19 protein-coding genes and 1 pseudogene are annotated in these 21,246 nt (G+C 48.2%); 19 read left to right on the forward strand and 1 reads right to left on the reverse strand.

What is annotated here, in order from left to right:
• Positions 1-42: 42 nt before the first annotated feature.
• From lacZ to A4V09_RS01595, 11 genes and pseudogenes are all read left to right on the forward strand, one after another.
• Positions 43-3,069, forward strand: a complete 3,027-nt coding sequence (gene lacZ / locus A4V09_RS01545) for a beta-galactosidase, LacZ type (protein ID WP_065540786.1) — start codon at positions 43-45, stop codon at positions 3,067-3,069.
• 61 nt (positions 3,070-3,130) lie between these two features.
• A complete protein-coding gene (locus A4V09_RS01550; protein ID WP_065540787.1) occupies positions 3,131-5,158 on the forward strand; it encodes a beta-galactosidase in 2,028 nt (675 codons plus the stop codon).
• A 102-nt stretch (positions 5,159-5,260) separates the two neighbouring features.
• Positions 5,261-5,626: a hypothetical protein gene (locus A4V09_RS01555; RefSeq protein ID WP_065540788.1), complete on the forward strand. Its 366-nt coding sequence runs from the start codon at positions 5,261-5,263 to the stop codon at positions 5,624-5,626.
• 53 nt (positions 5,627-5,679) lie between these two features.
• Positions 5,680-6,051 carry a CidA/LrgA family protein gene (locus A4V09_RS01560; RefSeq protein ID WP_065540789.1) on the forward strand — a complete coding sequence of 124 codons (372 nt, stop codon included), beginning with the start codon at positions 5,680-5,682 and terminating at the stop codon, positions 6,049-6,051.
• Positions 6,032-6,724, forward strand: coding sequence for an LrgB family protein (locus A4V09_RS01565; RefSeq protein WP_065540790.1), 693 nt, complete (start codon positions 6,032-6,034; stop codon positions 6,722-6,724). The genes A4V09_RS01560 and A4V09_RS01565 overlap by 20 nt, the downstream gene beginning before the upstream one ends.
• Before the next feature lie 18 nt (positions 6,725-6,742).
• Entirely contained in the window at positions 6,743-7,321 is a 579-nt protein-coding gene (locus A4V09_RS01570; protein ID WP_065540791.1) for a cytidylate kinase-like family protein, read from the forward strand.
• Between the two features lie 19 nt (positions 7,322-7,340).
• Positions 7,341-7,892 carry a chromate transporter gene (locus tag A4V09_RS01575; RefSeq protein ID WP_065540792.1) on the forward strand — a complete coding sequence of 184 codons (552 nt, stop codon included), beginning with the start codon at positions 7,341-7,343 and terminating at the stop codon, positions 7,890-7,892.
• Entirely contained in the window at positions 7,889-8,452 is a 564-nt protein-coding gene (locus tag A4V09_RS01580; protein ID WP_065540793.1) for a chromate transporter, read from the forward strand. The genes A4V09_RS01575 and A4V09_RS01580 overlap by 4 nt, the downstream gene beginning before the upstream one ends.
• 48 nt (positions 8,453-8,500) lie before the next feature.
• Positions 8,501-9,064: a CDP-alcohol phosphatidyltransferase family protein gene (locus A4V09_RS01585; RefSeq protein WP_065540794.1), complete on the forward strand. Its 564-nt coding sequence runs from the start codon at positions 8,501-8,503 to the stop codon at positions 9,062-9,064.
• A gap of 135 nt (positions 9,065-9,199) precedes the next feature.
• Positions 9,200-10,231 (forward strand): LacI family DNA-binding transcriptional regulator, encoded by a 1,032-nt coding sequence (locus tag A4V09_RS01590; protein ID WP_065540795.1) that lies wholly within the window; start codon positions 9,200-9,202, stop codon positions 10,229-10,231.
• A pseudogene (locus A4V09_RS01595) lies at positions 10,221-11,144 on the forward strand (LacI family DNA-binding transcriptional regulator); the annotation flags it as partial. The gene A4V09_RS01590 and the pseudogene A4V09_RS01595, both read left to right, overlap by 11 nt.
• Here the strand turns inward: A4V09_RS01595 and A4V09_RS27030 are convergent.
• Positions 11,090-11,911 carry a class I SAM-dependent methyltransferase gene (locus A4V09_RS27030; protein WP_465220353.1) on the reverse strand — a complete coding sequence of 274 codons (822 nt, stop codon included), beginning with the start codon at positions 11,909-11,911 and terminating at the stop codon, positions 11,090-11,092. The pseudogene A4V09_RS01595 and the gene A4V09_RS27030 sit on opposite strands and share 55 nt — an antisense overlap.
• Positions 11,912-12,343: 432 nt before the next feature.
• Here A4V09_RS27030 and A4V09_RS01605 point away from each other — a divergent pair, with 432 nt between their 5' ends.
• The 8 genes from A4V09_RS01605 to A4V09_RS01640 all read left to right on the forward strand — a co-directional run bounded on the left by A4V09_RS01605 (position 12,344) and on the right by A4V09_RS01640 (position 21,246).
• Positions 12,344-13,642, forward strand: coding sequence for an ABC transporter substrate-binding protein (locus A4V09_RS01605; protein ID WP_084043394.1), 1,299 nt, complete (start codon positions 12,344-12,346; stop codon positions 13,640-13,642).
• A 99-nt stretch (positions 13,643-13,741) separates the two neighbouring features.
• A complete protein-coding gene (locus A4V09_RS01610; protein ID WP_065540797.1) occupies positions 13,742-14,623 on the forward strand; it encodes a carbohydrate ABC transporter permease in 882 nt (293 codons plus the stop codon).
• Between the two features lie 15 nt (positions 14,624-14,638).
• Positions 14,639-15,478, forward strand: coding sequence for a carbohydrate ABC transporter permease (locus tag A4V09_RS01615; RefSeq protein ID WP_065540798.1), 840 nt, complete (start codon positions 14,639-14,641; stop codon positions 15,476-15,478).
• Between the two features lie 30 nt (positions 15,479-15,508).
• Positions 15,509-17,047 (forward strand): DUF5605 domain-containing protein, encoded by a 1,539-nt coding sequence (locus tag A4V09_RS01620; RefSeq protein ID WP_198168565.1) that lies wholly within the window; start codon positions 15,509-15,511, stop codon positions 17,045-17,047.
• A 21-nt stretch (positions 17,048-17,068) separates the two neighbouring features.
• Positions 17,069-18,073 carry a LacI family DNA-binding transcriptional regulator gene (locus tag A4V09_RS01625; protein ID WP_065540799.1) on the forward strand — a complete coding sequence of 335 codons (1,005 nt, stop codon included), beginning with the start codon at positions 17,069-17,071 and terminating at the stop codon, positions 18,071-18,073.
• An 18-nt stretch (positions 18,074-18,091) separates the two neighbouring features.
• Positions 18,092-19,492 (forward strand): L-fucose/L-arabinose isomerase family protein, encoded by a 1,401-nt coding sequence (locus A4V09_RS01630; RefSeq protein WP_065540800.1) that lies wholly within the window; start codon positions 18,092-18,094, stop codon positions 19,490-19,492.
• A gap of 1 nt (position 19,493) precedes the next feature.
• Positions 19,494-20,324, forward strand: coding sequence for a transketolase (locus A4V09_RS01635; RefSeq protein WP_033143567.1), 831 nt, complete (start codon positions 19,494-19,496; stop codon positions 20,322-20,324).
• Positions 20,317-21,246 (forward strand): transketolase family protein, encoded by a 930-nt coding sequence (locus A4V09_RS01640; protein WP_065540801.1) that lies wholly within the window; start codon positions 20,317-20,319, stop codon positions 21,244-21,246. Before A4V09_RS01635 ends, A4V09_RS01640 begins: the two co-directional genes overlap by 8 nt.

Consider the following 21,246-nt stretch of genomic DNA (forward strand, 5'->3'; position numbering starts at 1 on the left):
GAAAGAAAAACATCACTGCCAGCCAATCAACAGGAGGTAAACATGAAAGTATTTCAGTACGAGAAAGTCAAAGACCCCGCCTGGTTTCAGGAAAACAGGGTCAACGCCCATTCGGACCACAGATATTATGGATCCGTGGAGAAGATGGAGCAGAAGCAGGATGATTTCAGGTACAGCCTGAATGGTCTGTGGAAATTCCACTATGCCAGGAATTATCAAAGCACGATCCCCGGCTTTGCGTCCATGGATCACTGCTGCAGGTCCTGGGATGATATCCATGTACCGGCTCATATCCAGATGGAGGGATATGACTGCCCCCAGTATGCCAATGTGCAGTATCCCTGGGAGGGCTGGGAGGAGCTGGAACCCGGGGAGATTCCCACACGGTTTAACCCTGTGGCTAGTTATGTGAAATATTTTGAAGTGCCGGAAAATATGAAAGGCAAACGTGTTTTCATCTCTTTCCAGGGCGCGGAGAGCGGTATTGCAGTCTGGCTGAACGGCAGCTATGTGGGATATAGTGAAGATACCTTTACCCCGTCCGAGTTTGAACTGACCCCGTATCTTAAGGAGGGGGAAAATAAACTGGCAGCCCAGGTTTTCAAATTTACCAGCAGCAGTTGGTGTGAGGACCAGGATTTCTTCCGCTTTTCCGGTATTTACAGGGATGTATATCTGTATGCCATACCCCAGGTGCATGTGGAGGATATGAGGATCCGCACACTGCTGGATGATACGTTCACAAAAGCAGATCTGGAGATCGTGCTGAAAGCCACGGCGGAAGGAAAAGCAAAGATCACCCTCTCAAAGGAAAATGAGATATTGATGACAGAGGGATGCGGGCTGGAGAGTGAGACAAAACTGGTGATGAAAGTGGAGAACCCAGAGCTTTGGAGCGCGGAAGCGCCTGTGCTTTATGACCTTCTTATCCAGATCACGGACAAGGAAGGAAACTTAACAGAGGTGATCCCTTACAAAGTCGGTTTCCGAAGATTTGAGATGAAAGACAATATTATGACGCTGAACGGCAAAAGAGTGGTGTTCAAAGGTGTGAACCGTCACGAATTCAGTTCCGTAAGCGGCCGCCATGTGTCAAGGGAAGAGCTGGTCAAGGATATTGTGACCATGAAGAGGAACAATATCAATGCCATCCGCACCTGCCATTACCCGGATGGTTCAGACATCTATGACTTATGTGACGAATACGGGCTTTACATGATCGCGGAGAATAATCTGGAGTCCCACGGTTCCTGGGATTCCCAGGCAGAGAAAAAAGAGCCGGACCTCAATAAGGTAGTGCCCTGCGACCATCCGGAATGGCTGGGCATGATGCTGGACCGTGTAAATTCCATGTATCAGCGAGACAAAAACCATCCGGCTATTCTTATCTGGTCCTGCGGCAATGAATCCTTCGGCGGAAAGGATATTTATGAGATGTCAGAGTTCTACCGCAGGGAAGACCCCACAAGACTGGTGCATTATGAAGGCGTATTCTGGGACCGTAGATATAATGGCTCCAGCGATATGGAAAGCCAGATGTACCCTTCCGTGGAAAGCATCAAGGCATTCCTGGAGAAAGACCGAAGCAAACCGTTTATCTGTTGTGAATATACCCATGCCATGGGGAATTCCTGTGGTGCTATGCATAAATACACAGATCTGACCGATACGGAGCCTTTATACCAGGGCGGATTTATCTGGGATTATATTGACCAGTCCATATATAAAAAAGACCGTTACGGAAAAGAATTCCTGGCTTACGGCGGTGATTTTGATGACCGTCCCTGCGATTATAACTTCAGCGGCAACGGCATTGCCTATGGGGGGGACAGGGAACCTTCCCCAAAGATGCAGGAGGTAAAATTCAATTATCAGAATATCACAGCCATTGTGGAAAAAGATAAAGTGCGGGTGATCAACAAAAATCTGTTTGTAAATACAGACAGTTTTGACTGCGTTGTTTTGGTGGAAAAGAATGGGCACCTGATAAAAGAAGCATGTCTGGAAACACATACGGCGCCTCTTTCTGAGGATGTGTATGAACTGCCGGTCCGTGTTCAGACTTTGCCGGGAGAGTATGCGGTTACGGTTTCCTTCCGCCTGAAAGAGGATACCCTGTGGGCAAAGAGAGGGCACGAGACTGCCTTCGGTCAGGGTGTGTATCAGGTTGGGGAACCTGCTGTTTTACATAAAGGAAAGATGGATATCGTAAAGAGTGTACACAACATTGGGATTCACGGGGATGGTTTCCGTGTTCTCTTCTCCTATCTGAACGGCGGACTTGTATCTTATGTGTACGGCGGTGTGGAGATGATCAAGGCCATTCCGAAACCAAACTTCTGGCGGGCGCCTACAGACAATGACTGCGGCAATCTGATGCCTATGCGCTACGGACAGTGGAAACTGGCAAGCATGTATCTGAACCACAAAGATCCTCAGGGCGGATACCGCATACCAAAACTGGAAGTTTTGGAAGACTGCGCTGTGGTCACTTATACATACTATATGCCATCTATCCCTTCTGCGGAGTGCAGCCTTGCTTATAAAGTATTCGGTGACGGAACCATTGAGACTACACTTTCCTATGACCCGGTCAAAGAACTGGGGGATATGCCGGAATTTGGCGTTATGTTCAAATTTGATGCGGATCATGACCATGTAAGCTGGTATGGCATGGGACCGGAGGAGACCTATGTTGACCGCTGTCAGGGTGCCAAACTTGGTATCTACAGCAACAAAGTGGCTGATAATATGGCTGCGTATCTGGTTCCCCAGGAATGCGGTAATAAGGTGGGTGTCCGCTGGGCCAGTGTGACAGACCGGAAAGGCAGGGGAATGCTTTTTACAGGGGATAAGATGGAATTCTCCGCACTTCCCTATACGCCTCATGAGATTGAGAATGCCATGCATTCTTTTGAGCTTCCGGAAGTACATTATACAGTTGTCAGGGTGTCCGCAAAGCAGATGGGAATAGCCGGAGATGACAGCTGGGGTTCCAAAACCCATCCGGAATATCTTCTGAACACAGAGGACAAAATGGAATTCACATTCAGCTTCAAAGGGGTATAAAAGTACAAAACAGTTTAAGACAGGGCCGGCCTTTTATGGTGCGGCCCATTGGAGGACAGATATGGGCAAAGACGTAAATTTCGGTAAAATGATCCACGGGGGGGACTACAATCCGGAACAGTGGCTGGATTCCCCGGACATCCTTAGGAAGGATATAGAGTATTTTAAAAAGGCGAAGATCAATGAAGTTTCTCTTGGGATTTTCTCCTGGGCAGTGCTGGAACCACGTGAGGGGGAATACAACTTCGGATGGATGGAAGAGATGATCAACCGTCTGTATGAAAACGGCATTTCCACGATCCTGGCAACTCCATCCGGTGCCCGTCCAAAATGGATGAGCGACAAATATCAGGAAGTTCTCCGGGTGGAGGCTGACAGGCACAGAAATCTGTTCGGCGGCAGACATAACCACTGCTATACATCTCCTGTATACAGGGAAAAAGTACGGCAGATGAATATGGCGTTATCTGAAAAATTCGGAAAGCATCCCGGTGTTATCGGATGGCATCTTTCAAATGAGTATGGCGGAGAGTGCCACTGCTCCCTCTGCCAGGAAGAATTCCGCAGGTGGCTAAAGGAGAAATACGGTACTATTGATGCACTGAATAAAGCCTGGGCCACAACTTTCTGGAGCCATATTTACAATGATTTTTCACAGGTGGAAAGCCCGTCTCCGAGAGGGGAGTCAGGTCTTCATGGATTAAATCTGGACTGGAAACGTTTTGTCACGGACAGGACCGTGGATTTTGTGCGGCATGAGGCACAGGCAGTGAAGGACGGCGGCTCAGACCTTCCGGTGATGATCAACATGATGTACAATTTCCGAGGCTTAAATTACCATAAATTTCAAGACGTGGTGGATATCGTCACATGGGATAACTATCCCACATGGCACAAAGGACCGGAGTCCCATACGGCTATGGATACAGGAATGCAGCATGATATTATGAGGAGTATCCTGAAAAAACCGTTCCTTCTCATGGAGTCATGTCCGTCAGCTACAAACTGGCAGAGTGTGAGCAAGCTGAAAAAGCCGGGGATGCTGCGGGCAGCTTCCCTCCAGGCAGTCGCACACGGTTCAGACAGTGTGCAGTATTTCCAGCTCCGCCAGAGCCGGGGCTCCAGCGAGAAATTCCACGGTGCTGTCATTGACCATTACGGCGGGGATGACACCAGAGTATTCGGTGAAGTGACAGAAGTAGGAGAAGCTCTGGATGCCCTGCGTGAGATGGCGGGAAGCCGTACCCATTCACAGGCGGCGGTTATCTATGACTGGGAAAACCGCTGGGCTATGGAGGACGCGGCTGGTCCGAGAAATAAAAACCTGTATTATAAAGAGGCGGTGGAAAAGTCTTACTATGCCTTCCGCAAGCAGGGGCTTGATGTGGATGTTATTGACATGGAGCAGGATTTGGCCGGTTATAAAATCGTAGCAGCCCCAATGCTGTATATGTTCAGAGCCGGATTTGAGGAGAAGGCACAGAACTTTGTGCATGCAGGCGGAAAGCTGATCCTCACTTACTGGTCAGGTATTGTGGATGATACAGACCTCTGTTTCCTTGGCGGCACTCCTCACGGTCTGATGGATGTGTGCGGTCTGCGCAGCACGGAAATTGACGGGCTGTATGACGGGGAGACCAACTGCGGTGTTCCGGTGGAAGGAAATGCGCTGAACATGACAAAGACATATACATGTGAGCATCTCTGTGACCTGGTAAGGACAAACGGGGCGGAAGTTATTATGACCTACGGAAAAGATTTTTACGCCAAAATGCCGGCGCTGACCTGCAATACTTATGGTGAGGGAAAAGCTTATTATGTGTGTGCGGATTTTGAGCAGGGCTTTTACGACGAGTTTTACAGAAAGCTGGTAAAAGTGGCCGGGATCAAACGATACATCCATCACATTCCTGCCGGAATCGAAGTGACATCCAGAGAGACAGAGGATGCGTATTACCTGATCGTACAGAATTTCAATCCGGGAAGTACAGAGGTGCGCCTGCCGAAGGGACCGTTTGCGGTTTGGTATGGCGAATACGACGGTACGGTAAAAGGTTTTGATATGGTGGTACTTAAAAAAAGTAAATAGACATAGGAAGGCTGGGATGATATAATAAAAAACAGTTAAAAAGCTGCCAGTAAATGAATATGAGAGTACGGAAAAAGCGGACAAGGAGGTCATATTGACACTTTGCCCGCTTTTTTAAAGGATTTTTTTACCGGGGATGTACCCAGGATCCGGCATTTTGTAAAAGTATACAACTTTGCGAAATTTAAAGGGGAAGAGGAGGAGGCAGCCCTGGTGTATGATATTGGCATTAAACCCGCGGAGGTAAATACGGGCGCAGTGATGGGAAGCTTCAGGAGCGGGAGGGGCCTGCGCTGGCGGTTTCAGGACAAAAAGGGGATTGCGCCTTGCCGGGGATATGTATCTGCATTCGCCGTGGAAATTATCGGATACCTGGGCCCAAGAGGCTTAGAGCAGGGGGGATATCCTGCAGTAGCAGAAAAAGGAATTTTCAGGTACACATTGACTTTTCATTCTGAGGCTGTATAATTTTTTAGGTACATACAGACGGATTTTAAAGCACAGAGACAGAAGGAGGAGCTATGAAGTATCTGAGACAATTCTGCATTATTTTACTGTTATCATTTTTAGGAGAAGGGCTGCATATCATCCTGCCGCTTCCCGTGCCTGCCAGTGTTTACGGCCTGGTTCTGATGCTGGCTGCGCTTCAGACAGGTATCTTAAAAACACATCAGGTGAGGGAAACGGCGGGATTTTTGATTGAGATCATGCCTGTGATGTTCATACCTGCCGCGGCAGGACTGCTGAACGCATGGGGGGTGCTGAAGCCTGTCTTCGTTCCGGTTGCGGTTATCACTGCCGTTACTACAGTTTTTGTCATGGTGGTCACAGGGCTTGTGACCCAGGGGATCATACGGAAGGGGAGAAAGAAAAATGAATGCATTGCTGAGTGATTCTATTTTCTGGGGAGCAGTTTTAAGCCTTTTGGGATATGAGGCGGGACTGCTTTTGAAACGGAAATTTAAGATGGCGGTTTTTAATCCGCTGCTGATAGGTGTGATCTGTGTGATTGGCGTGCTGGCAGTGGGGCATATTGATTATGACAGTTACTATGAGGGCGGCAAATATATCAGCTACCTTTTGACTCCGGCCACAGTATGTCTGGCAGTGCCCTTGTATGAACAGATGGGACTTTTAAGGAAAAATCTGAAAGCAGTGGCAGCAGGGCTTATATCCGGTGTGCTTGCCAGCCTTGTCAGTGTATTTCTGCTGGCAAAGCTGTTTGGACTGGATCATGCCCAGTATGTGACACTGCTTCCAAAGTCCATCACAACAGCCATCGGCATGGGGGTATCTGAAGAACTGGGCGGAATTGTCACAATTACGGTGGCGGTTATCATTATTACCGGAATTTTGGGTAACATGATAGGGGAAGTGGTATTTAAAATCTTTCATATCCAGGAGCCTGTGGCAAAAGGTCTGTCCCTGGGGGCATCTTCCCATGCCATCGGAACGGCCAAGGCCATGGAACTCGGTCCGGTGGAAGGGGCCATGAGCAGTCTGGCTATTGCGGTAGCGGGTCTTCTGACTGTGATAGGTGCCTCAGTATTTGCAGGATTTATGTAGCAGAAGGGAGCGGTAGAGATGGAAAAGGGTATTATCACCATTGGAAGGCAGTACGGAAGCCAGGGAAAGGCGATAGGAAAAAAGCTTGCCAAGAAGCTTGGCTGCACCTTTTATGATAAAGAAGAACTTACCAAGATTGCCAGAGGAAGAGATTACGAAGAAGTGAGGGAGTTTTATGAGGAACAGCCTGTGGACAGCCTGCTGTACGCCATTGCCATGAATAATGTGGAGAGGGAAATGGAAAAGGTTCCCTTTGCACGTATCCGGGAACTGTGCGGCGTGGGTCCCTGCGTGCTCATTGGCCGGTGTGGCAGTGAAATCTTCAGGGGAGACCCAAATGCTGTGAGTATTTTCATTCATGGGGATATGGAAAAAAGAATTCAGTATGTGATGGAGACAGAAGGCCTGTCCAGGAACAGTGCCAGAAAGAAGATCAGCCGGACCGATGAGGCCAGGACATCCTTTCACAGATATTATACGCACAGGGAATGGGGGAGAGCCGAAGACTATGAACTATGCCTGGACAGCAGTATTCTGGGGGCAGACAGATGTGTTGAGGCTATACTTGGATATCTTAAGATCCGGGAACTGATTTAAACAGGCAGAAGGAGAAGAGATGAAAGAGCTGTTATCATTATTCTGGGTATTTGCCCGGATGGGTGCCGTTACTTTTGGGGGCGGTTATGCCATGCTTCCCATTATACAGCGGGAAGTGGTGGAAAAACGGGGATGGGCAGCGGAGGAGGAGATTATGGATTATTATGCCATAGGCCAGTGCACGCCCGGGATCATTGCGGTCAATACATCCACATTTATCGGATATAAAAGAAAAGGCGTGCTGGGAGGGATTGCGGCGACACTGGGATTTGTATTTCCATCCCTTGTGATCATTACGGTTATCGCGGCATTTCTGCGGAATTTTTCCCATATTGCTTTTGTGAGCCACGCATTTAACGGGATTCGGGCCTGCGTCTGTGCATTGATCCTGGATGCAGTGCTGAAACTGGGAAAGAAATCCGTAGTTGATTTAAAATGCCTGGCGGTCTGCGCCGCAGTGCTTTTGCTGTCCATGTTTACTCCGGTATCCCCGGCAATCCTTGTAGTGGGGGCAGGTGTGCTGGGGATTTTGCTTCGGCAGGGCATGAGAAGGGCAGGTGAGAGAGTATGATACTGCTCAGACTGTTCTATGAGTTTGCTAAGACAGGGCTTTTTGCTGTGGGAGGAGGGCTTGCCACACTGCCCTTTTTGTATGCCATGTCAGAGAAGACGGGATGGTTTACCTATCAGGATGTGGCAGATATGATCGCTGTCTCTGAATCCACACCGGGAGCCATGGGGGTAAATATGTCCACGTATGTGGGATTTACCACTGCGGGAGTGCCGGGGGCTGTTTTAGGGTCTTTGGGGTTGATATTCCCGTCAATTGTGATTATCATAGTAATAAGTAAAGTGCTTCAGAAATTCAAGGATTCCAGGATGGTGCAGGATGCTTTCTATGGCCTGCGTCCCGCATCTACAGGACTCATTGCGTCGGCAGGGCTTGGGGTTGCAGGGACTGCGCTTTTGAATGCTGAGGTTTATGCTGCAGGAGGGAATCCAGGGCAGATTTTGAGAGTTCCGCCCATTCTTCTGGCAGCCGCAGTGTTTCTGGCAATGAGAAGGTGGAAGCTTCACCCTGCTGCTTACATTGGGATAGCGGCTGCTGCCGGGATATTGTTTCAATTGTGATACGTGGTGCCCGGTCAGCAGAGAAATGCGGGCAGGACGCAGCTTTAGATGGTGTATAAGTGGGAGGATTTGGGATACTTTCGGATCCTTTTGATTCCGGTGTATGTGCTCCTGTATTATCACGCGGAGTCGGTGAGGGAATATTATATGGCCGCCGTGCTGGTGGGGATTTCCGGGATCACGGATATGCTGGACGGCAAAGTGGCAAGGCATTTTAACATGATCACAGAGCTTGGCAAAGCGCTGGATCCGGTGGCGGACAAGCTGACTTTGGGGGCTATGATCCTCTGTCTGGCTTTCCGGTATGAAAACATGCGCTGGCTGGTAGGATTGTTTGTCCTGAAAGAGGGATTTATGGGGATTATGGGGCTTGTCCTGTCCCATTACCGGGGCAGGAAGCTGGACGGGGCTAAATGGTATGGAAAGGTCTGTACTGCATTTTCTTATTTGGTAATGTTCGTGCTGTTTTTCTTCCTGCGGCTGCCGCGCTCTCTGGTAAATGGCCTGATCGTATGCTGCGGTGTCCTCATGGCCGTGACCTGGGTGCTGTATGTGCCGGTGTTTGTGAAGATGTGGAAAGAAAACAACAACAGGCTTATTGAAAAAGATTAAATTTTTTGATAAAATATTTATATGTAGTTTTTGATAAGTGTTATCTCCCGCCTCTATAGGTGGAGAGATAAGCTGCAGTCGTACTCTGTGTAATTACCGGGCATGGATTGTAACAAATAAAGGGATAGGTCAGTTATGAAAGTAAGTATAAAAGATATCAGTGAACGCACAGGATTCTCGCCTGCTACCGTTTCCAATGCGCTGAACCACAAAAAAGGGGTCAATGCAGATACGGCAGCCGAGATTTTCCGTGTTGCGAAAGAGGTGGGGTACATCAGTGAATCGCGTATCGGAAAAATCAAATTCGTTATCTTCAAAAGAAATGGTTTGATTCTGGATGATACGCCTTTTTTTTCACTTCTGATCGACGGGATCGAAAAAGAGTGCCGGGCTTCCGGCATGGAGATGGTGCTGTGTCATCTGAATTATGAGGATGAGGACTATAAGGAGCAGGTGAATTGGCTGATCCATGATAATTCCTCCGCGGTGATCATGCTGGGCACAGAACTGATGGAGGAGGATGTGGCTCTGTATAAGAATGCATCCTGCCCGTTTCTGATGCTGGATTACTGGAGCTGGGATATGAGCTTCAACGGTGTATTGATCAACAATGCGGATTCTGCCCGTATGGCAACAGAATATCTCCTGAGAAAAGGCCACAGGAAAATAGGGTATCTGAGAGGGGAATTCCGGATCAAAGCCTTTCGTTCCCGGGCAGTGGGGTATGCCACTGCTTTGAATAAGAGTGGAATTGTCCCGGAAAAGAAATATACGGTTACACTGTCCACCACTATCAATGGAGCTTATGAGGACATGAGGACATATCTTGAGACAAAACCGGAGCTTCCCACCGCTTTTTTTGCAGATAATGATATGGTTGCTCTGGGGGCGATCAGAGCTCTGCAGGAAAAGGGATATGAGGTGCCCGGGGATATTTCTGTGGTGGGGTTTGATGACCTGCCATTCTGTGAGATCGCCAATCCGCCTTTGACCACACTCCGTGTTCCGAAACAGGAGATGGGGCGGGTGGCAGTCAGAAGAATCCTGGAAGTGATCAACGGAACCGATAAAATCAAAACAAAGACCCAGGTCTGCACTAATTTTGTGGAGCGGGACAGTGTAAAGGATTTGAAAGGCAGAAACGGCGGTGACGGCAATGAAGGTTAAGTCAAAAGAGGTGGCGGAGGCCCTGGGTGTGTCCACTGCTACGGTGTCCCTTGCCATCAACGGGAAACCGGGGGTAAATGAGGAGACAAGAAAGCGGATTCTGGAATACATCAGCGGACAGCAGGGGAAAGACGTGGCGAAAGGCACCTTTGTGAAACTGATCATTTTTGAAAATTCTCCCCGGGTGTTGTCTGGGGGGATGGGGTCTTTCTTCAGAATTACCTATGTGGAGAGTGTGGAGCGCCTCCAGAAGGATAGATTGGAAGTCCGGCTTGTCTATGCGTACGGCAACGAGGAGCTGAAGGAGGCTCTGTTGAAAAGCAATTCGGATGGCACAAGGGGGATACTGCTGCGGGCAGATGAATTCGGGGAAAACGATTACGAGCTGCTTTCTTTGTGCAGGATTCCCATTGTCATGAGTGACTGCGACCCCAGGGAGTATGATTGGAATACTGTGAATTTTAATAACCGGCAGGCGGTTTTTAAAGGGATGGATCATCTGAAAGCACATGGATGCAGAAGGATCGTCTATTTTCAAAATAAGGAGACTATCTACAATTTCCGGGCAAGGAGAGAAGCCTTTTGGGAATATCTGTGCAGGAACCCGGAAATTGAGGGGAGTTTTTGGGAGACGGGAAATGAGAGGGAACAGATTGAGGAGAGGGCAGCAAATTACATGAAGGGCTGTGAGGTACTGCCGGATGCGGTATTTCTTGAGAATTTCCTGGTCTCCGTGGGGACGGCCCAGTCACTGATGAAGCTGGGAATATCTGTGCCGGATGAGATTTCCCTATTGGGTATTGACGCCATTCCGGATACGGTACTTTTACCCTATAAACTAACTCATTTTGAAGTGCCTCATAAAAAGAGAAGCGTGCTGATGGCAGAACTTCTGCTGGAGTTAATGAGCCGGGTGGATGACGGGTATGGACGCGTTGTTCTGGTGAATGAAAAAATGATATTGGGGAATAGTGTGAAAATGTAAAGGATAATGCGGGGAAGTGAAGGACGGCAGGGGAAAGCTTGTGCTGGAGGAGGGGAGATCCAGATTTCATTATCCATTATCTCCAGCAAATATCCGTCTGTCACTTGTTCGGCAAATCTGCTCATGATTTCATTAAATTCCAATGCAGTTTCAATTTTCTTAGGAAAACGGATCGAGGTTTCAAAGTCATCCGCCAGGGATAAACCGGCTTCTTTGCCGATTTCCTGCCACTCCTGTTTAGTATAAAATTTAATATGTCCGTCTTTTTTCATCTGCATGTAGGCGTCTACAAAGCCTTCCGTATCATTATCATTGGGGGCCGGGTCGGACAGGAAGAAAATTCCGCCGGGTTTAAGAACTCTGCTGATTTCCGAAAAAGTGTTGACAAAACCAAGTTTTTTCAAGCCTTCAGACTCGGCGCACTCCCGGTTCTTATCTAATGCTTCTTCGACAATATCCAGGCCTGTAACTTGTGCGTCCGGGTATTTCCGGGCAAGAGGGAAGGCAAGATAGCCGGTTCCGGTACCTAAATCCAGTATGTTCATGCTGCCCGTTACTTTTATGGCATTTAATATCAGCATAAGATGCGTCTCGTCCTGCGTCTGTTTGTCATAATAGGTTCCTGATTTAAAACTTTCTTCAAAACATCTCTTTGTTTTTTCAATACTTTCAAATGTTTTCTGCAGCATTTTCATTTTCTCCCTGGTTTTCCTGCTTATTTACTCATTAATCTATCATAAAGTCCGTTCTATGTCTGTAAGAAAATGCTGCAGTTATAGGAAGTGGGACATAATTCCTGTATGTTTTTTTGTATAAAATAAGTTGAGATTTATATAAAATATGATCTGGATTTATTTATGTAAAAATTTATATAAAACTTTAACTAAACACTCTAAAAAAGGTAAAGTGGTAAAAAAATAGCAAAAATATATGTGAAAAATGCATAAAAAAGCTATGTTAATATTATGAAAATGAGCAAAAAGTAAAAAGGTGCTTGAAATATATATAAACGAATGCTAAAATAAATTTAAATCAAGAGCAAAAAAGTTTAAATAAACGACGTCGATATTTAAATAAAAGCAAAAGCGATTTAAACAATTTGTTTAAAAATTCAGGGAGGATTCAAAATGAAAATTAAAAAAGTAATGGCATTGGCAATGGCATCAGCAATGGTTATGTCTATGGCGCTTTCAGGATGCGGAAGTGACGGCGGTTCCGAGAGTAAAGAGAGCAGCAGTTCAGGGGGAAATTCCAAGAGCGGGGCTACAGAGGTTACATTCTGGACACTGAATACCAGGCAGAATGCAGTGGACCCTATTGTGGAAGCGTTCAACAAAGCCAATGATGATGTTAAAGTAACCGTTTCCTATTATGATACGGACGGGATCAAGGATGCCTGTAAAGTTGCCGCTTCTTCAAAAACCCTTCCGAATATGTGGTTCAACTGGGGGGGAAGTCTGGGCGGCTTCTATGCAGAGAACGGCCTTACCTATGACCTGACACAGTACGCTGAGGAAAATAAATGGAGTGAGAAATTCACACAGACTTCCATGGACCTGTGTACATTAGACGGAAAGCTTTGCGGTTATCCTACAAGCTATAATGTTCTGGGAATTTACTATAGAAAAGATATTTTCGAGCAGTACGGCATAGAAGTGCCGGCCACGTTTGAAGATTTTGAAACAGCCTGTGCAACGTTAAAAGAAAACGGCATTACACCCATTTCCACCGCAGGTCTTAACGGCTGGCATACCATGCGTTTTGTTGAACTTCTCATTGAACATTACGCAGGTTCAGAACTTCATGACAAGATGAATACATTTGATGAGAGCTATGACAACGACGCAGTGGTACAGGCTTTGGCAAAATATCAGGAGTTCTGTGATAAAGGTTACTTCCCGGATGGATTCCTGACCCAGGACCCCAATGATACCCTGATCGGTATGGCAAATGGCCAGTGCGCCATGGATATCCAGGGCCAGTGGCAGGATGGAAAAATTATTCAGGAAGGCCTTGATATGGACCAGTACGGCGTGTTTGCATTCCCAAGCGGAGAGACAAACAGAATGTCCGCATTTGCAGAGATGACACAGTTTAATGCGGATAATACGGACGAAGAACTGGAAGCCTGCATGCGCTTTACAGATTACTATTACAATAAAGAAAATACAGAAAAATATGCTGAATATTATAACCTTCCTCTCCCTGTAGTGGGCGCAGAAATGCCGGAAGGGCAGCCAAATGTACCTGTACTGTTAGAGACATCCGAGAAAAACGGCATCTTTACCATCACAGACCAGGCATTCCCCACAGAGGTTGCTGACGTGCTGTTCAATGCCCAGGACGCTATCGCCAATGGTCAGATGACACCGGAAGACGGAGCAAAGAGTATCCAGGAGGCGATCGAGGCTTACAATAACAAATAACTATAATTAAGAGGATTTTCTTACGGTCAGCGGAGGAGTTGAGGCGCTCCTCCGCTTTCCGAAAACCACTGTGCTGACCAAACAGATTGGAGTGAAACCATGAAAAATAAGAAAAACTATACCAGGACAGATAAAGCCGCGTATTTCTTCCTGCTCCCGGCGGCGGTCATCTATTTATCCGTGATCGTGGCACCTGTGTGCTATTCCTTCTTTATCAGCCTGTTCAAATGGAACGGTATCGGCGAGAAACAGTTTGTAGGCTTATCTAATTACATAAATCTCTTTAAAGGCGACAAAATCTTTCATACGGCAATCATCAACAACCTGATCTGGATTGTTTTGACTATATTTGTGACTATGACTATTGCACTGCTTTTTGCGGTGATACTGAGCAAACAGTTTAAAGGACGTACATTTTTCAGGGGCTTTTTCTATTTTCCGTGTGTCATCGCACCCATTGCGGTGGCTATTATCTGGAGATGGATCTACAACCCCAATATTGGCTTTATCAATGAATTTTTCAAAGCACTGGGGATCAACTTCTCCCAAGGATGGATATCGGACCCAAATGTCAGCATCTATGCCGTATTCGCGGCAGCTCTGTGGCAGGCCATCGGACAGCCCATGATCTTGTTTCTGGCAGGTCTGCAGGCTATCTCACCGGATGTTCTGGAGGCTGCCACTATTGACGGCGCCAACGGAATTGAACAGTTTTTCCTGATCAAAGTACCGCTCCTTAAGGATACCTTTGTCATTGTTATCGCCACGCTGATCGTGGCAGCTATGAAGGTTTACGATGTGGTACAGGGTCTTACCGGCGGCGGTCCCAACAATGCCACCCAGATGCTTTCCACCTATATGTATTCACAGGTGTTCCAGTACAATAACGTGGGATACGGAACAGCAGTTGCCTGTATTATGGTACTTATGATGATGATCGTTATCATTCCTTATGTATCCTTTACAGCAAAAGAAGATTAGCGGGGAGGGATTATCGTGGAAGGAAAAACAAAGAAAATCACAAAAAAAGCAGTATTATATCTTGTTCTGATCATCCTGGCGCTTATCTGGGTAGTACCCATGTTCACACTGGTGGCAACAGCGGTCAAGAGTAAATCTGATTTCTACAGCGGCGCGGGATTGTTCAGCATGCCGGCACATGTTGCCTGGGACAACTTTGTCAATGCCATTACAAAAGGCCGGCTGTTCACTTATATGAAAAACGACCTGATCGTATCCTGTTTAAAAGTGCCTCTGGGAATTTTCATTGAGGCCCTGGCAGCCTTTGCCCTGACCAGGCTGGAGATCAGGCATAAAACGGGAACTTTTATCTTCTTCCTCATTGGAATGATGCTTCCCATGCAGACAGCCCTGGTACCGATCAATGTGATCTACAGCAAGCTGGGCCTGCTGAATTCTTACTTTGGACTGTTCTATGTATATGTGGGCTTCGGTATCTCCTTTGGTATTCTGATCCTGCGGGGCTTTTTCAACGGTGTCCCCAGGGAGCTTGACGAGGCGGCATACATTGACGGATGCAACAAATGGCAGTTGTTTTATAAAATTATCTTCCCGGTGGCAAAGCCTGCTGTGGCAACACTGATCATCACAGACTTTTTGTCCACATGGAATGAGTACCTGCTGGCAAGTGTTATCATCAATGATAATATGAAGAAAACCGTTCCGGTAGGTATCATGACCTTCGTGGGCGAGCATGGAACAGATTACGGCTATCTGTGCGCGGGCGTGCTGATCTCCGTTGTTCCGGTGCTGATCGTGTATCTGATTTTCCAGAGACATTTTGTGGAAGGCATGGCCGGTGCTGTAAAAGCCTGACCGTTTAAAGAAAAAAATTGGAGGTAGAGTATGGAGACAATGAAGTACAAAAAACAGGTGGAAAAATGGGATGTTTTTGAGGTGGAGATCCAGGGCCCCGCAGCGGGAAATCCATTCACGGACTATGAAGTGACAGGAACCTTTGAGAGCAAAAATGAGTGCACAGAAGCGGACGGCTTTTACGACGGGGACGGTATCTATAAAGTGCGGTTTATGCCCTCCTTTGAGGAGGAATATACCTTCAGGATCCGTGCGGGATTCTTGGATGCCGACCTGGTGGGACGCTTTACAGCCACAGCTCCCGGAAAGGACAATCACGGTCCTGTGAGAGTGGCGAATACATTCCATTTTGCGTACGAGGACGGCACACCTTATTACTCTGTGGGAACGACCTGCTATGTGTGGGACCTGCAGTCCGACGAACTGATCGGGAAGACACTTAAGACTTTAAAGGAGAGCGCTTTTAATAAGATACGGTTCTGCGTTTTCCCGAAACATTATGACTATAACCTGGGGGAACCGCGCTCCTATCCTTACCAGGGAACCCCTATGGATTCCAGTGTGCTCACAAAGGAGAACTTCCAGGAATACACAGGAAGAAGTGAGGGAAATGACTGGGATTTTACCAGATTCAACACGGAACATTTCAGACATATAGAGAAATGCATTGAGGTCCTCAGAGACTTAGGCATCGAGGCGGACCTGATCGTCATGCATCCTTATGACCGCTGGGGATTTTCCTGCATGAAGCCTGAGGAGGATGACCTTTACTGGAAGTATGTGATCGCCCGGTTTGCCGCCTACAGAAATATCTGGTGGTCTCTGGCCAATGAATTTGACCTGTTTGAGGAAAAGAACGTGGAAGACTGGGAGCGTTATGCGAAAATCATCTGCGAAAAAGACCCGTACAAACATCTGCGTTCCATCCACAACTGCAGAAATTTCTACGACCACAACCGCCCATGGATCACGCACTGCAGCATCCAGAGGCAGGATATATACAAATCCGCAGAGATGGTCAATGAATGGCGAGAGAAGTACAAAAAGCCTGTTGTACTGGATGAGATCGCCTACGAGGGAAATATCCAGCACGGCTGGGGAAATATAAGCGGAGAGGAGATGCTGCGCAGATTCTGGGAGGCTGCTGTGCGGGGCGGGTATCCGGGACACGGAGAGACATATATGCATCCCCAGGATATCCTCTGGTGGTCACACGGCGGGGAACTTCACGGGGAGAGCCACAAACGTTTCGGATTCCTTCTGAATGTCATGAAGGAGACGCCGGGCATTGGACTTATGCCTTATGAAAAATGCGGCTGGGATGAAGTGTGTGCCGTACCTGAGGAGAGTACATCCCTGATCAAGGCTGTAAAAGAGTATTATCTGTTTTATTACAGCTTCATGCGCCCTTCCTTCCGGGATTTTTACTTTGACGATGAGACCGCGTTTGAAGTCCGCGTGCTGGATACCTGGAATATGACTGTGGAGAACAGAGGCATCCATAAAGGGAAATTCAGAGTTGAGCTGCCGGGAAAACAGTACATGGCAGTGCAGATAAAAAAAGCATAAGATTTCGTTGGAGGTGAGACGGTGAAAGTAAATATAAGGACCATATCAGAATATACAGGATTTTCTCCGGCTACCGTATCCAATGCTTTGAACCATAAAAAAGGTGTGAATAAGGACACCGCGTCAGAAATCCTCCGTGCAGCCAAGGAACTGGGCTATATCGGGGAGATGGGGATCACGAAGATCAAGCTTGTCATCTATAAGGACAAGGGCCTGATCGTGGATGACAATCCCTTCTTTTCCCTGGTTGTGGATGGATTTGAAAAGGAGTGCAGGGAGGCCGGCTATGAGATGGCGCTCTGTTATCTGGACCGGCAGACAGAGGATTACAAAAGACAGGTGGAAAACCTGTGCCTGGACCGGGCTTCCGCCATTGTACTTCTGGGCACAGAGCTTACAGACGAGGAGGCAGCGGTGTTCAGAGGCATGAAAGTACCCTTTCTGGTGCTGGATTACTGGAACCACGATATGTCGTTTGACGGGGTGTTTATCAACAACGCGGACGCGGCCAGAATGGCCGGGGAGTATCTGATCCAGAAAGGCCATACCAGAATCGGATATCTGCGGGGCAGTTACCGGATCAAGGCGTTCGGCTCCAGAGCTTCCGGATTTCAGATCGCCCTCAATAAGCATAATCTGAGGCTGGAGAACAGGTACACGGTGACCATCGGCGTTACCATGGAGGCTGCCCACCAGGACATGCTGCGGTACCTGGTGGGGAAACCGGAGCTGCCCACCGCTTTTTTTGCGGATAATGACAATCTGGCTCTGGGTGCCATGAAAGCGCTGCAGGAATCCGGCTACCGGGTCCCGCAGGATGTGTCGATCATCGGATTTGATGACCTCCCCTTCTGTGAGATCGCAGTGCCCAGGCTGACAAGCCTCAGGGTGCCCAAGCAGGAGATGGGAAGGCTGGCAGTGCGCCGCATTGTGGAGATGATGCAGGAGAGGAGCACAGCCAAGACAAAGATTCAGATCTGTACGGAATTTATTGAGCGGGACAGTGTCCTTGAACTTAAAAATTAGAAAGCAGGGTGTGTGAGTTTGAATAAGATAAAATTAGGGTTCGCCCCAACACGAAGGAGCATTTTCAGTGCTCCGGATGCCATTAAATATGCGGATTTGACAAGGGAAAGATTGTGTGAACTGGGCGTCTCCTTTGTGGATATTAAGGATATCAATGAGGAAGGACTTCTGTACAACGAGGCAGACAGAATAAAGATCGCGGAGAAATTTAAGGCGGAGAAGGTGGACGGCCTCTTCTTCCCCCACGGCAATTTTGGCACAGAATATGAGGTCGCAAGGCTGGCAAAGGAACTGAATGTTCCGGTGCTTTTATGGGGGCCGAGGGATGAGCGTCCGGATGAGAACGGCGTCCGTCTCCGTGACAGCCAGTGCGGGCTTTTTGCCACCGGAAAGGTTCTCAGAAGATTTCAGGTGCCGTTTACCTACATGACAAACTGCAGGCTTACAGACCCGGAGTTCCAGCGGGGAATCCGGGATTTCCTGGCTGTGTGCAATGTGGTGAAGGTGTTCAGAAATACAAGAATCCTGCAGATCGGGCCGCGCCCGTTTGACTTCTGGAGTACCATGTGCAACGAGGGCGAACTGCTGGAAAGATTTAATATCCAGCTTTCTCCCATACCGATTCCCGAGCTGACAAAAGAGATGAAAAAGGTAAAGGAAGAGGGCACAGAGGTGGTAAAGATCATGGCATACTGTCATGACAATATGTGTGTCAGAATCAGGGAAAATGAGCTGGAAAACGTGGCTGCGCTGAAAGCTGCCATGAAGAATCTGGCAGAGAAATACGGCTGTAATGCCATTGCTATCCAGTGCTGGAATGCCCTTCAGGGAGAAATCGGAATTATGCCCTGTGCGGCCAATTCCCTGCTGAATGAGGAGGGAATCCCGGTCGTCTGTGAGACGGATATACACGGCGCCGTCACAGCACTTCTCATGGAAGCGGCAGGCATGGATGAGGCCAGGACCTTCTTTGCAGACTGGACGGTGCGTCATCCCGACAATGAAAACGGTGAGCTTTTGCAGCACTGCGGCCCCTGGCCTGTCTCTGTGGCAAAGGAAAAGCCATCCATTGGTTATCCCCTGGCCTTTGACCATCCCGGAGCTGTGGAGGCTGAGGCAAAACACGGGGATATGACCCTGTGCCGTTTTGACGGAGACAACGGGGAATACTCCCTGCTTCTGGGGCACGCGAAGGGTGTGGAAGGACCGTATACCAAGGGAACCTATGTCTGGGCCGAGGTGGAGAATCTTAAGCGCCTGGAGGCAAAGCTGGTGGAAGGGCCATACATCCATCACTGTGTGGGTATCCACAAGGATGTGGTGCCCGTGCTCTACGAGGCCTGCAAGTATATAGGTGTAAAACCGGATTTGTATGATCCGATCGAGGAACAGGTTAAGGCATATTTGAGAGGTGAATGAGATGGATGATCTGAAAGCGAAAGTGTTTGATCTGCGCAGGGATACAGTTGATATTATTGTTGCCGGAAAGGGAGGTCATATCGGCGGTGATATGAGTGTTATGGAAATCCTGGCCGCTCTGTATTTCCGTGTTATGAATGTTTCTCCAAAACGGGCAGATGACCCGGACAGGGACCGGTTTGTCCTCAGCAAGGGACATTCCATGGAGGCTTATTATGCGGTGCTGTGCGCAAAGGGATTCCTTGATCTGGAAGAGGTAAAAGAAAAGTTTTCAAAGTTCGGTTCCTCTTACATCGGACATCCAAACAATAAACTGCCGGGGATCGAGATGAATTCCGGTTCCCTCGGACACGGCCTTCCCGTATGCGTGGGAATGGCTCTGGCAGGAAAGATGAACAAAAAGGAATACCGGGTATATACAGTTATGGGAGACGGTGAGCTGGCAGAAGGCTCTGTCTGGGAGGGAGCCATGGCTGCCAACCAGTATCATCTGGATAATCTCTGTGCAGTGGTGGACAGAAACAGGCTGCAGATTTCCGGCTGTACGGAAGATGTGATGGGACATGATGACCTGGCAGAGAGATTTTCCTCTTTCGGATGGCATGTGATCAGTGTGCGGGGAAACGATTTGGATGAACTTCTGCAGGCATTTTCAGAGGCGTCACAGACAAAGGGAAAACCAAGTGTCATCATAGCAAATACCACGAAAGGGTATGGTTCCCCTGTTATGGAAAATAAGGCAAACTGGCATCACAAGGTACCCACACAGGAGGAATATAATCAGATTATCAGTGATTTCGCCGCAGGGAAGGAGGCTGCTCTTCATGAATAAGATAGCAAATAAGCAGGTGATCTGCCAGGTACTGATGGAGAAAGCAAAGACAGATAAAGACGTTGTGGTGCTGTGCAGTGACTCCCGCGGTTCCGCATCCATGACACCTTTTGCAGAGAATTACCCGGAACAGTTTGTGGAGGTGGGCATTGCGGAACAGAATCTGGTGAGCATTTCCGCGGGCCTTGCAAAGTGCGGTAAGAAAGCCTATGCGGTATCCCCCGCCTGCTTTTTATCTACCAGAAGCTATGAGCAGGCAAAGGTGGATGTGGCCTATTCCAACACCAATGTGAAGCTGATCGGTATCAGCGGCGGCATCAGTTATGGTGCCCTGGGCATGAGCCACCACTCTGCCCAGGATATGGCTGCCATGTCAGCAGTTCCGAATATGAGGGTTTACATACCAAGTGATAAAAATCAGACGAAGTGCCTGACTGAGGCGCTGCTGGGGGATGAAAAACCTGCCTACATCCGTGTGGGGAGAAATGCGGTGGAGGATGTCTATGAAGAAGGAAACTGTCCTTTTGAAATGGATAAAGCCACTGTGGTGAAAGAGGGAAAAGACGTGGCGATCGTGGCGTGCGGAGAGATGGTAAAGCCTTCTCTTGACGCAGCGAAGCTGCTGGAAAAGGAAGGCATCAGCGCAGCAGTCCTGGATATGTACTGTGTAAAGCCTTTTGACAAAGAGACTCTGCTTCAGATGGTATCCGGTGTGAAGGCTGTGATCACAGCGGAGGAGCACGCGCCTTTCGGGGGACTTGGCAGTATGGTGAGCCAGGCAGTGGGAAGCGAATGCCCGAAAAAGGTTGTGAACCTGTCCCTGCCGGATGCGCCGGTCATCACAGGAACCTCAAAGGAGGTATTTGATCACTACGGATTAAACGCGGAAGGAATCGCGGCAAAAGCCAGGGAGTTAGTCTGA

It is taken from the genome of Blautia pseudococcoides (genome assembly GCF_001689125.2).
GTDB classification, from domain to species: Bacteria; Bacillota; Clostridia; order Lachnospirales; family Lachnospiraceae; genus Blautia; species Blautia pseudococcoides.